Genomic DNA, 11990 nt, shown 5'->3' with positions numbered 1-11990 from the left:
CGGCGGGCGGGCCGGCCGCGACCGCGGACCGGCCGGCCGGGGTCAGTGCCCCCGGGCGATCCACTCGTCGAGGTGCGGCGCCTCGGCGCCGATGCTGGTGTCGTCGCCGTGTCCGGTGTGGACGACCGTCTCCGGCGGCAGGGTGAGCAGCCGGCCCCGGATCGAGTCGATGATGGTGCCGAAGTCGCTGTACGAGCGGCCGGTGGCGCCGGGCCCGCCGGCGAAGAGGGTGTCGCCGGTGAACACCGCCGCGAGCTCGGGGGCGTGCAGGCTGACCGCGCCGGGGCTGTGCCCGGGGGTGTGCAGCACCCGCAGCGTGGTGCCGGCGACCTCGACCGACTGGCCGTCGGTCAGCTCCCCGTCGGGGGCGGTGTCGGGGTGGACCAGGTCCCACAGCACCCGGTCGGCGGGGTGCAGCAGCACCGGCGCGCCGGTGGCCCGGGCCAGCTCCGGCGCGACGCGTACGTGGTCGTCGTGGGCGTGGGTGGCCAGGATGGCGACGACCCGGCGGTCGCCGACGGCGCGCAGGATGGCCGGCACGTCGTGCGGCGCGTCGACGACGACGCACTCGTGGTCGTCGCCGACCACCCAGACGTTGTTGTCGACGTCGAAGGTCTGCCCGTCGAGGGAGAAGGTGCCGGAGGTGACGGTGTGGTCGACGCGGACGGTCACGGGAACACCACCACCGAGCGCAGCACGTCGCCGTGGTGCATCCGGGTGAACGCCTCCTCCACCTGGTCCAGGGCGATCTCCTCGGTGACGAACGCGTCCAGGTCGAGGCGGCCCTGCCGGTACAGCTCGGTGAGCATCGGGAAGTCCCGGCTGGGCAGGCAGTCGCCGTACCAGCTGGACTTGAGCGCGCCGCCGCGACCGAAGACGTCCAGCAGCGGCAGCTCGACGGTCATCTCCGGGGTGGGCACGCCCACCAGCACCACCGTGCCGGCCAGGTCGCGGGCGTAGAACGCCTGCTTCCAGGTCTCCGGGCGGCCCACCGCGTCGATCACCACGTCGGCGCCGAACCCGCCGGTGGCGGCCCGGATCGCCTCGACCGGGTCCTCGGCGGAGGCGTTGACGGTGTGGGTGGCGCCGAACCTGCGCGCCCAGTCGAGCTTGCGGGCGTCGGTGTCCACCGCGATGATCGTGGTCGCCCCGGCCAGGGCCGCGCCGGCGACCGCGGCGTCGCCGACCCCGCCGCAGCCGATCACCGCGACCGAGTCGCCCCGGGTGACCTGGCCGGTGTTCATGGCCGCGCCCAGGCCGGCCATGACGCCGCAGCCCAGCAGGCCCACCGCCGCCGCCCGGGCGGACGGGTCGACCTTGGTGCACTGCCCGGCGTGCACGAGGGTCTTCTCGGCGAAGGCGCCGATGCCCAGCGCCGGCGACAGCTCGGTGCCGTCGGTGAGGGTCATCTTGCGGGCGGCGTTGTGGGTGTTGAAGCAGTACCACGGCCGGCCCCGCCGGCAGGCCCGGCACCGGCCGCAGACCGCGCGCCAGTTCAGCACCACGAAGTCGCCGGGGGCGACGTCGGTGACCCCCTCCCCCACCTGCTCGACGATGCCGGCGGCCTCGTGGCCGAGCAGGAACGGGTAGTCGTCGTTGATGCCGCCCTCGCGGTAGTGCAGGTCGGTGTGGCAGACCCCGCACGACTGGACGCGGACCACCGCCTCGCCCGGCCCCGGGTCGGGCACGACGATGGTGGTGACCTCGACCGGCGCGCCCTTGCGCCGCGAGACGACTCCCCGGACTTCCTGGCTCACTGTGCCCCCCTGCTGGTCGATGCCGCTCTCCCGCGAACCTACCGCCGATCAGCGCCGCCGGCCCAGCTGGGCGCGGGAGCGGTTATCCCCCGCCTCCCCGGGTACCCGGGGCCCGGCTCTGCACCGTCCGACGGGAGTGATCATGAGGTTGGCGCATGCGCCGCTGCGGGTCAGCATCGGCGCGTTCATCCTGAATTCCGGGCTCGGCAAGCGCACCCTGGAAGGGCAGGCCGCGGCGGCCATGCACGGCATGGCGGTGGGCGCGATCCCCCAGCTGGAACAGTACGATCCCGACCGGTTCGCCAAGCTGCTGTCCCGGGCCGAGATCGCGCTGGGCGCGGCGCTGATCGCGCCGTTCGTGCCGTCGCTGCTGGCCGGGGCGGGGCTGGCCGCCTTCGGCGCCGGGCTGGTCCAGCTCTACCTCAGGACACCGGGCATGCGGGAGGGCACCAGCCTCCGGCCCAGCCAGGCCGGCATCGGTCTGGCCAAGGACGTCTGGCTGGTCGGCGCCGGGCTCACCCTGGTGCTGGACTCGCTCACCCGCCGCCGCTGAGCGGCCCGGCAGGCCGGGCGGCGACCCGCCGGCCCACCCCCACCGGCAGCGGTGCCGGCCGAGGTGGAACAGGCGGTGCGTGCGCGGGAAAGTGCCGAGCGTCACCCGGATCACCCCCGGGACACACCCCCGGTCGCCGCGACGGCACCGGCCGGAGTGGGCAGAATCGATGGATGACTGCTCGCCGGTGGCTGCTCGCCGACCAGCTCGGTCCGCATTTCCTCGACGACGACCGGCAGCCGGTGCTGCTGATCGAGGCGCGGGAGGCGTTCGCGCGGGCGCCGCTGCACCGGCAGAAGGCCCACCTGCTCCTCTCCGCGCTGCGGCACCGCGCCGCCGAGCTGGGCGACCGGGCACTGGTGCTGCGCGCCGGCACGGTACGGGAGGCGCTGGCCCGGGTGCCCGGCCCGGTCGAGGTCTGCCACCCGACCTCCCGCGACCTGCTTGAGCTGGCCCGCTCGGTGCCGGAGTTGACGGTGCTGCCGCCGCGCGGCTTCGTCACCGACCTGGCGGAGTTCGCCGACTGGGCGGACCGGCGGCGCGGTCCGCTGCGGATGACCGACTGGTACCGGCACGCCTGCCGGCGGCACGGGGTGCTGGTGGACGGCCCGGGCCGGGGCCGGCCGGGCGGTCGCGCCGAGCCGCTGGACGTGCCACCGCCGCCGGCGGTGGTGGAGGACGAGATCGACGCCGAGGTGCGCCGCGACCTGGACCGCTGGGCCGCCGACGGGGTGCGGTTCGTCGGTCGGGACGGGCCCCGCCGATATCCGGCCACGCACGCCGAGGCGCAGGCCCGGCTGACGCACTTCCTGCGGCACCGGCTGCCCGAGCACGGCCGGTACGGCGGGGTGATGAGCGCCGACGACCCGCTGCTGGCGCACAGCCTGCTCTCCTCCTCGTTCAACCTCGGGCTGCTCGACCCGGAGCCGGCGATCCGGGCGGCCGAGCGTGCCTGGCGGGACGGCAGCGTCCCGTTGTCCTCGGTGGAGCCGTTCGTCCGGCAGCTGTTCGGCTGGCGGGAGTTCCTCTGGCAGCTGTACTGGTATCTCGCGCCGCGCTTCCGGGGGCAGGGCTGGCTGGCCGCCACCGAGCCGGTGCCGGAGTGGTTCCGGGAGCTGGACGCCGACGCGGTGGAGGCGCGGTGCCTGGCCGACGCGCTGGCCGGGGTGCGGGACCGGGCCTGGGTGCACCAGCCGCAGCGGTTGCTGGTGCTGGGCAACTACGCGTTGCAGCGGGGCTGGCGGCCGGCCGCGCTGGTGGACTGGTTCCGCGACTGCTTCGTCGACGGCACGGACTGGGTGATGAACGCGACCGTGATCGGCATGAGCCAGTACGCCGACCTGGCCCGGGTGGACACCCGGCCGTACGCGGTGGACGGCAGCTACATCGACGAGGTCAGCGACTACTGCGCCGGCTGCCGCTACCAGCCGGAACGGGTGCTCGGCGACGCGGCCTGCCCGTACTCCGGGGGGTTCGAGGCGTTCCTGCACCGCAACCGGGAGCGGCTGGCCGGCGACCCGCGGCTGGCGGCCGAGCTGGCCGACCGGGACGACCCGCAGCGCCGGGAGGCGGTGCTGGCCCAGGAGGAGAAGCGTGGCGCGAACCCGCCGTGAGGCGAGTCAGTCGACGGCGGCCGGGTCGGCGGGTGCCGGGCGGGCGGTGGACCGGAGGGCCGATCCGCCGGCCCGGTTGAGCCCGAGCGCCAGCACCCGCCCGTACGACGCGGGTGCGACCCGGGCCAGCAGGTCGGGCAGCTTCGCCGACCAGCCGATCAGCACCCGGCCGCGCCGGCGGGCCACCCCGCGCAGGATCACCTCGGCCGCGGTGGCGGGCGGGATGGACAGCAGCTTCTCGAACTGCCGGCGGCCCGCCTCGTACTCCTCGGTGTCCACGCCGCTGCCGACCCGGGCGCTGGCCGCGATCCGGGTGGCGATGCCGCCGGGGTGCACGGAGGTGACGCCGATGCCGTCGTCGACCAGCTCGTGCCGCAGCGCCTCGGTGAAGCCGCGCACCGCGAACTTGCTCGCCGAGTAGGCGGCCTGCCCGGCCGGGGCGATCAGCCCGAAGAGGCTGGAGATGGTGACCAGGTGTGCGCCGGGCTCGGCCTTGAGCGCGGGCAGCAGCGCGTGGGTCAACCGCACCACGGCCCGGAAGTTGATGTCGACCACCCACTCGAACTCGTCCAGGGTGACCTGGTCGAAGCGGCCGCCGAGCGCCACGCCGGCGTTGTTGACCAGCAGCCGGAGCCGCGGGTGGCGGGCGCGCAGCTCGGCGCCGGCCCGGTCGGTGGCGGCCGGGTCGGCCAGGTCGACGACCAGGGTGTCGACCCGGCGGTCGGGGTGCGCGGCGCGGATCGCCGTGACCACCGCGTCGAGGCGGGGCCCGTCCCGGTCGAGCAGGACCAGGTCGGCGCCGCGGCGGGCCAGGCCGTGGGCGAGGGCCTCGCCGATGCCGCTGGCGGCGCCGGTGACCACGGCGGTCCCGCCGGGGAAGACGAAGTCGCGCATGGGTACGGCTCCTTTCCGCCGGTCGGGTGGACCGGGCCGGTCAGCCGACGGGGGTGTCGGCGGGGTGGGCGCGTCCGCCCGTGGCGGTGGGCGGGGTGGCGGTGGCGCGGGAGAAGCGGACCCCGGCGTCGGTGAGCCGGCCGTGTCGCATCAGCAGCACGTCGCGGGGGTAGTTCTGGTGCAGCCGCCAGGGCGCGGCCGGCCCCTGCTTGGGCAGTTGGTCGACGGCGCGCAGCACGTACCCGGACTTCAGGTCGATGATCGGTGCCAGGTCGTCGGTGTCCGGGGCGAGCGGGGTGACGACCTGCTGGCCGGTGGCGTCGAGGTGGCGCAGCAGCCGGCAGACGTACGTGGCGACCAGGTCGGCCTTGAGCGTCCAGGAGGCGTTGGTGTAGCCGATGGTCATCGCGAAGTTCGGCACGCCGGAGAGCATCATGCCCTTGTAGGCCACGGTCCGGGCCAGGTCGACCTGCCGGCCGTCGACGGCGAGGGTCATCCCGCCGAGGGCGAGCAGGTTCAGCCCGGTGGCGGTGACCACGATGTCGGCGGGCAGCTCCTCCCCGGAGGCCAGCCGGATGCCGCGCTCGGTGAACGTGTCGATGGTGTCGGTGACCACCGCGGCCCGGCCGGCGCGCAGCGCGTCGAACAGGTCGCCGTCGGGCACCACGCACAGCCGCTGGTCCCACGGGTCGTAGCGGGGGGCGAAGTGCCGGTCGACGTCGTAGCCGGCCGGCAGCCGGCCGCGCGCGGCCCGGCGCAGGAACCGCTTCACCAGGCCCGGGGCGCGCCGGCTGAGCTGGAAGTTGGCCACCCCGAGCAGCACGTTCTTCCACCGCACCACGGCGTAGGCGGCCGCCGCCGGCAGCCGGCGCCGCAACGCCTCGGCGAGCCGGTCGCGCGAGGGCAGCGCGATGACGTACGTCGGTGAGCGCTGGAGCATGGTGACGTGGGCGGCCCGCTCGGCCATCGCCGGGACCAGGGTGACCGCGGTGGCGCCGCTGCCGATCACCACCACCCGCTGGCCGGTGTGGTCGAGGTCCGCCGGCCAGTGCTGCGGGTGCACCAGCCGGCCGGCGTAGCGCTCGACGCCGGGCAACTCCGGGGTGTAGCCGGCGTCGTAGCGGTAGTAGCCGGAGTTGGTGAACAGGAAGGAGCAGGTCAGCACGGTGTCGGCGCCGGTGTCGTCGCGGTGGGCGTGCACGGTCCAGCGGGCGGTGGCGCTGTCCCACTCGGCGCGGACCGCCCGGTGGTGGAAGCGGATGTGCCGGTCCACGCCGTACTCGCGGGCGGTCTGGCGCACGTAGTCGCGGATGGCGTCGCCGTCGGCGATGGCCTTCGGGTCGGTCCACGGCTTGAACGAGTAGCCGAGGGTGTACATGTCCGAGTCGGAGCGCACGCCCGGGTACCGGAACAGGTCCCAGGTGCCGCCGACCGCGCCGCGCGCCTCCAGCACCGCGTACGTCCGGTCGGGGCAGTCGCGGGTCAGGTGGACCGCGGCGCCGATGCCGGACAGCCCGGCACCGACGATCAGCACGTCGACGTGGTCGGTGGGCATGGGCGTCTCCCGGCGGGACGGGGTGGTGTCCCGGACCCTACCCCCCGCCCCGCTGAGCGTCACCCGGTCCGGGTGAACTCCATGATCCAGTTCGTCTCCCAGGTGCGTTCGCCGTCGGTGGAGAACGCCTGCTCCCAGCGGCAGGAGGTGGGGGTGATCTCCGACCAGATGAACCGGCAGCGCACCGGCCGCCCCGCGTCGCTGTCGTCGGCGTAGAAGGTGCCCACCCCGTCGACGAACCGCCCCACCACCGGCGGCAGTTCGAGGACGCCGCGGCGGCTGTTCATCCAGTAGATCGACCAGAGCCCGGTGGCCGGGTCGAGGATCCGTACGGTCGAGCCGGAGAAGCCCTGGGTGGGGCAGCGCATCTCGTCGAAGCTGCCGGCCCCGTCGAAGAACGAGTGGGCGACGTGGCTGGCGGGGAAGACGTCCCAGTCGTCGGCGCCCACGTGCCGCTCGCGCAGCCGCCGGTTGGTCACGTCCCAGGTGCCGACGAGGAAGTCGAAGTCGCCCATCAGGATCCCACCGGCCCCTCGGCGCGCGCGTCGGCCAGGTAGCCGGCCAGGTCCGGCCGGTCCGGGGCGAGCACGTGCCGTACCCAGGCGGTCCGCTCGTGCTCCAGCACCCCCAACTCCCAGACGCAGCCCACTCCGGGTCGCTCCAGCGGCACGAAGTGCGCCGGGTCGTCGTCCGGGCAGTCCAGTGCGGGCTGGCCGGCGATCGCGATCCGGCACTCCACCACGTTGTCGAAGAACCAGCTGTACGCCAGCAGGTACGCCCCGGTGTCCGCGCCCCGGTGCAGCACCACCCAGCTCGCCGGCGGGGTGCCGCCGTCCGGGTCCGGCAGCAGCTTCGGCAGGTACCCGTACGCCGCCTCGACGACGGCGGGTTCGAGCCGGCGTTCCGGCTGGTCGATGTGGTAGCGCTTGACGTGCCGGCCGGCGACCTCGACGGTCCCGGGCACGGTCAGCTCCTTGTCGTGGAAGGCCATGCCGGTACGGTACGGCCGCTTCCCTGACAGCTACTGTCAGCAGATGCGCGCCAGTCGGCTGCTGTCGATCATGTTGCTGCTCCAGGCCCACGGCCGGCTGACCGCCGCCGACCTGGCGCAGCGGCTGACGGTGTCGGTGCGCACCGTCTACCGGGACGTGGAGGCGCTGCACGCCGCCGGCATCCCGCTCTACGGGGAGGCCGGGCACGCCGGCGGCTACCGGCTGGTCGACGGCTGGCGGACCCGGCTGACCGGCCTCACCGCCGAGGAGGCCGAACGCCTCGTCTTCGCCGGGCTGCCGGGGCCCGCCGCCGAGCTGGGCTACGACGCCGTGGTCGCCACGGTCCAGCACAAGCTGCACGCCGCGCTGCCGGGCCCGCTCGCCGACCGGGTCGCCGAGCTGCGGCAGCGCTTCCACCTCGACCCGGCCGGCTGGTACGCCGACGGCGACGCCTCGGCGCACCTGCCGGCCACCGCCGACGCGGTCTGGCGGCAGCGCCGGGTCCGGGTCACCTACCGCAGCTGGACCGGCGAGGTGACCCGGGTCCTCGAACCGTACGGCCTGGTGCTCAAGGGCGGCCGCTGGTACGTGGTGGCCGCCCGCCCCGACCGGCGCGAACCGGCGACCTACCGGGTGAACCAGATCCTGGCGCTGGCGCCCCTCGACGAGCCCTTCGACCGGCCCGGGGACTTCGACCTGCCGAGCTGGTGGCAGGCACACGTGGCGGACTTCCGGTCCCGGCTGCACCGCGACCAGGCCACCGTCCGGCTCTCGCCCCGGGGGCGGGAGCGGCTGGGCGAGATCGCCGGCGACGTGGTGGTGGCCGCGGTGGACCGCACGGCGGGGCCGCCCGACGCGGCGGGCTGGGTGCACGCGGTCGTACCCATCGAGTCGCTGACCCACGCGCACGGTGACCTGCTGCGGCTCGGCGCGGAGGTGGAGGTGCTCTCCCCCGCCGCGCTGCGCGACCGGCTCGCCGGCACCGCCGCGGCCCTCGCCGCGCTCTACCGGAGGTAAGGAAGGGCCCCTTGTTAACGCCTCCGGTATAGGAAGGGCCCCCTCCTAACACCTCGGGCGGTCAGCGCGACTCGCGGAGGGCGGCGCCGAGGGCGGCCACGCCCCGCTCGATGTCGCCGGTCGGGTTGGCGGCGTAGCCGAGGACCAGGCCGGGCGGCTGCGGGCGCTGCCCGTGCCAGGACAGCGGTTGCACCTTGACGCCGCGGCGCAGCGCGGCCCCGGCGAGCGCCACGTCGGAGACGTCCCCGGCGAGGGTGACCATGAGGTGCAGGCCGGCGGCGGCGCCGTGCACGACGGCCCCGGGCAGGTGGGCGCGCACCGCGCGGATCATGGCGTCGCGGCGGCGGACGTGCCGGCGGCGCAGCAGCCGCAGGTGCCGTTCCAGCGCGCCGGAGTCCATCAGCTCGGCGAGCACCAGTTGCGGCAGCGCCGCGTTGCCCAGATCGGCCATCCGCTTGGCCTCCACCACCGCGTCGTGCAGCCGGGGCGGCACCAGCAGCCAGCCGGTGCGCAGCGCCGGGGCGAGCAGCTTGGAGACGCTGCCGGTGTAGCAGACCCGATCGGGCAGCAGGGCCCGCAGCGCGGGCACCGGCGGGCGGTCGTAGCGGTGCTCGGCGTCGTAGTCGTCCTCGATCACCAGCCCGCCGCGCCGGGCCCAGTCGACCAGCCGGCGGCGGCGGTCGCCGTCGAGCACCACGCCGGTCGGGAACTGGTGCGCCGGGGTCAGCGCCACCGCCGGCGCGCCGCCGGCGGCCAGGTCGTCGACCCGTACGCCGTGCGCGTCGACCGCCACCGGCGGGGTGTCCAGCCGCCAGTGCCGCAGCAACTGGCGTACACCGAGGGAGCTCGGGTCCTCGACCGCCACGGTGTGCACCCCGTCGGCGTGCAGCACCTGGGCGAGCAGGCCGAGCGCCTGGGACACCCCGGCCACCACCACGACCTCGGCGGGGTCGACCCGGATGCCCCGGCGCCGGCCCAGCCAGGTGGCGACGGCCCGGCGCAGCGCCGGGGTGCCCTCGGGATCGCCGTAGCCGAACGCGTCGGGGGTGAGCCGGTGCAGCACCGCCCGTTCGGCGCGCAGCCACGCCGCGCGCGGGAAGGCGGTCAGGTCGGGTCGGCCCGGCGTCAGGTCGACCTCGGCCGGCGCGGTACGCAGCTCGTCGAAGACCTCGGCGCCGGGCGGAGCGGCGAAGACGTCGGGCGGGGCGGCGAACCGGTCGGCGGGCGGCGCGGCGGCGGGCGGCGGCGGGCCCGGGGGTGGCGTGGGCGCGGCGAGCACCACGGTGCCGGCCCGGCCCCGGCCGGCGACCTGCCCGTCCTCGGCCAGCCGCCGGTACGCCTCGGTGACCACGCCCCGGGAGACGCCCAGTTCGTCGGCGAGCACCCGGCTGGCGGGCAGCCGGGTGCCGACGGGGATCCGGCCGTCGGCGACGGCGTCGCGCAGCCGGGCGGCGAGCCAGTCGGACCGGCCGCCGGCGGGCGCCTCGCCGATGTCGAGGTGCAGGAAGTCCGAGCCGGCGGTTATGGTCCCGTCCGGCCGGTCGTCTTTGGCTCTGCCCATCGGACCATTGTGGGCCGAGGGTGGAACCCGTGGGTATCACGTTCCTCCTCGCCACGCTGGTCGTGGTCGTCACCCCGGGCACCGGGGTGCTCTACACGCTCTCGGCCGCGCTGTCGCACGGGCGGCGGGCCGGCCTGGTCGCGGCGCTCGGCTGCACCCTCGGCACCGTGCCGCACCTGGTGGCGGCGATGGCCGGGCTCGCCGTCCTGCTCGGCGCCGGCGGCCCGGCGTTCCGGGTGGTGCAGGTGCTGGGCCTGGGCTACCTGCTGTACCTGGCCTGGCGCACCTGGCGGGAGCGGGGCGGGCTGGCGCTGGACGCGGCGGCCCCGGCCCGGCCCGCCGGTCGGGTGATCCTCGACGCGGTGCTGGTCAACCTGCTCAATCCCAAGCCGACCCTGTTCCTCGCGGCCTTCCTGCCGCAGTTCGTCGCCGCCGACGCGCCCGGGGCCGCCGGCCGGATGCTCACCGCCGGCGCGGTGTTCATGCTGCTCACCCTCGTCGTCTTCGCCGGGTACGCGGTGGCCGCCGCCCGGCTGCGCGGGCGGCTGCTGGAGCGGCCCCGGACCGCCACCTGGCTGCGTCGGGGGTTCGCCGCGTCCTTCCTCCCCCTGGGCGTCGCGCTCGCCCTCACCAACGGATAGGAGTGTTCGTGTACTTCCGTCATTCGCCGCGCGTCTGGTCGGCGTACCCGCAGCTGGTCGCCGGGGTGGTCGCCGCCGGCGGGGTCGGCGGGCCGGGCGCGGCGACCCCGGCGGTCGACCGCCTCACCGCGCGGGCCGCGGCCCGGCTCGCGGCCGGACCGGAGAGCGCACTCGCCGAGATCCAGGCCTGGCGCCGGGCGTACGCGGCGATGGGCTCGTCCCCGACCCGCCACCGCTGCGCGGCGGAGTCGCTGCTGCGCCGGTTCCGCCGCGAGGCCGCGCTGCCCCGGCTGCATCCGCTGGTGGACCTCTGCAACGCGTTCTCGCTGGCGTACGCGATCCCGGTGGGCGTCTTCGACGTCGCCCGCATCGACGGTGACCTGGAGGTGCGGCACGCCCTCGGCGACGAGGAGTACCTGACCTTCGCCGGGACGACCGAACGGCCCGACCCGGACGAGGTGATCTTCGCCGACCGGGTCCGGGCGCAGTCCCGCCGGTGGGCGGGCCGGCAGAGCGGGCACTCGGCGGTGCGCGACGGCACCGACGAGGTGCTGATCGTGGTCGAGGGCCTGCACGCCGACGCCGCCGGGGACGTGCCGCGGCTGGTGGCGGAGCTGACCACGGAGCTGGAGCGGGCCTGGCCGGCGCGCACCCGTACCGCCGTGCTGAGCGCGTCCGCGCCGTCGTTCCGGTACGCCGGCTGAGCCGCCGGCCAGGCCAGGGCGCGGGTCCGGCGGACCGGACGCGACTCAGCCGGGCTGGCCCGGCGCGAGGTAGCGGTAGCGGTCGCCGAGCGTCTCACCGAACCAGCCGTTGACGCTGGCCAGGCCGCGGTCGTTGAGCTGGGCGTCGTGGATCGGGAAGACCCGGCGGGCGTCGACCGCGGTGGCGAAGTCGATCGCCTCGGTCAGCTTCAGCCAGGAGCCGTGCGCGGGGACCAGCAGGGTGTCCACCGGCGTGCCCGGCGGGTGCAGCGCGTCGCCCGGGTGGTAGACCGCGTCCTCGACCAGGTAGCCGAGGTTGGCGCAGTCCGGCTGCCCGCCGTGGATGGTGGCGTGCCGCCCGCCGACCGCGCGCACCGTGAAGCCGCCGGCGGTGAACCGTTCGCCGGCCCGGACCCGGGTCACCGGCAGGGCGGGCCCGGCCGGCAGGACGGCGTCCGCCGGCAGGAACACCGGAATCCCCGCCCCGGCCAGCCGCAGCACGTCGACGTGGTCGGCGTGCTCGTGGGTGACCAGGACCGCGTCGGCGCCGGTCAGGGCGGCCGGCTCGCTCCAGGTGCCCGGGTCGACGACCAGCACCCGCCCGGCGTTCTCGATCCGGACGCAGGCGTGGGTGAACTTGGTGATCCGCATCGGAGGACCCTAACCGCGCCGCGCGCCCGCGTGGGGGCCGGCATGATCAGGG

Annotated in this window: 12 protein-coding genes and 1 pseudogene; 5 read left to right on the top strand and 8 right to left on the bottom strand. The window is 75.7% G+C overall.

Going from position 1 to position 11990, the window contains the following annotated elements:
• Positions 1–42: 42 nt before the first annotated feature.
• Positions 43–672 (bottom strand): MBL fold metallo-hydrolase, encoded by a 630-nt coding sequence (locus K7640_RS24235; RefSeq protein WP_222957206.1) that lies wholly within the window; start codon positions 670–672, stop codon positions 43–45.
• Complete coding sequence (locus K7640_RS24230) at positions 669–1757, bottom strand: S-(hydroxymethyl)mycothiol dehydrogenase (RefSeq protein WP_222957205.1); 1089 nt, start codon at positions 1755–1757, stop codon at positions 669–671. Before K7640_RS24230 ends, K7640_RS24235 begins: the two co-directional genes overlap by 4 nt.
• 142 nt (positions 1758–1899) lie before the next feature.
• On the opposite strand from K7640_RS24230, the gene K7640_RS24225 reads away from it, so the two are divergent.
• Positions 1900–2310, top strand: a complete 411-nt coding sequence (locus tag K7640_RS24225; protein WP_222957204.1) for a hypothetical protein — start codon at positions 1900–1902, stop codon at positions 2308–2310.
• Between the two features lie 173 nt (positions 2311–2483).
• Complete coding sequence (locus tag K7640_RS24220; protein WP_222957203.1) at positions 2484–3923, top strand: cryptochrome/photolyase family protein; 1440 nt, start codon at positions 2484–2486, stop codon at positions 3921–3923.
• Positions 3924–3929: 6 nt separating this feature from the next.
• Here K7640_RS24220 and K7640_RS24215 read toward each other — a convergent pair whose 3' ends face one another.
• The 4 genes and pseudogenes from K7640_RS24215 to K7640_RS24200 all read right to left on the bottom strand — a co-directional run bounded on the left by K7640_RS24215 (position 3930) and on the right by K7640_RS24200 (position 7363).
• Entirely contained in the window at positions 3930–4817 is an 888-nt protein-coding gene (locus K7640_RS24215) for an SDR family oxidoreductase (protein ID WP_222957202.1), read from the bottom strand.
• Between the two features lie 75 nt (positions 4818–4892).
• A pseudogene (locus K7640_RS24210) lies at positions 4893–6372 on the bottom strand (flavin-containing monooxygenase); the annotation flags it as partial.
• A 59-nt stretch (positions 6373–6431) separates the two neighbouring features.
• Positions 6432–6887: a hypothetical protein gene (locus tag K7640_RS24205; protein WP_222957200.1), complete on the bottom strand. Its 456-nt coding sequence runs from the start codon at positions 6885–6887 to the stop codon at positions 6432–6434.
• Positions 6887–7363, bottom strand: coding sequence for a hypothetical protein (locus tag K7640_RS24200; protein ID WP_222957199.1), 477 nt, complete (start codon positions 7361–7363; stop codon positions 6887–6889). The genes K7640_RS24205 and K7640_RS24200 overlap by 1 nt, the downstream gene beginning before the upstream one ends.
• 43 nt (positions 7364–7406) lie before the next feature.
• Here K7640_RS24200 and K7640_RS24195 point away from each other — a divergent pair, with 43 nt between their 5' ends.
• Positions 7407–8381 carry a YafY family protein gene (locus tag K7640_RS24195; RefSeq protein ID WP_222957198.1) on the top strand — a complete coding sequence of 325 codons (975 nt, stop codon included), beginning with the start codon at positions 7407–7409 and terminating at the stop codon, positions 8379–8381.
• Between the two features lie 61 nt (positions 8382–8442).
• On the opposite strand, the gene K7640_RS24190 is transcribed toward K7640_RS24195, so the two are convergent.
• Positions 8443–9942 (bottom strand): PLP-dependent aminotransferase family protein, encoded by a 1500-nt coding sequence (locus K7640_RS24190; RefSeq protein ID WP_222957197.1) that lies wholly within the window; start codon positions 9940–9942, stop codon positions 8443–8445.
• 29 nt (positions 9943–9971) lie between these two features.
• Between K7640_RS24190 and K7640_RS24185 the strand changes: the two genes are divergently transcribed.
• Complete coding sequence (locus K7640_RS24185; RefSeq protein ID WP_222957196.1) at positions 9972–10583, top strand: LysE family translocator; 612 nt, start codon at positions 9972–9974, stop codon at positions 10581–10583.
• A gap of 8 nt (positions 10584–10591) precedes the next feature.
• A complete protein-coding gene (locus K7640_RS24180) occupies positions 10592–11287 on the top strand; it encodes a B3/4 domain-containing protein (protein WP_222957195.1) in 696 nt (231 codons plus the stop codon).
• Positions 11288–11332: 45 nt separating this feature from the next.
• Here K7640_RS24180 and K7640_RS24175 read toward each other — a convergent pair whose 3' ends face one another.
• Positions 11333–11938, bottom strand: a complete 606-nt coding sequence (locus tag K7640_RS24175; RefSeq protein WP_222957194.1) for an MBL fold metallo-hydrolase — start codon at positions 11936–11938, stop codon at positions 11333–11335.
• Positions 11939–11990: the final 52 nt, after the last annotated feature.

Origin of the sequence: Micromonospora sp. PLK6-60, from assembly GCF_019890675.1 — a bacterium.
In the GTDB taxonomy this organism is placed as follows: domain Bacteria; phylum Actinomycetota; class Actinomycetes; order Mycobacteriales; family Micromonosporaceae; genus Micromonospora.
This window is presented reverse-complemented; position numbering and strand designations above follow the sequence as displayed.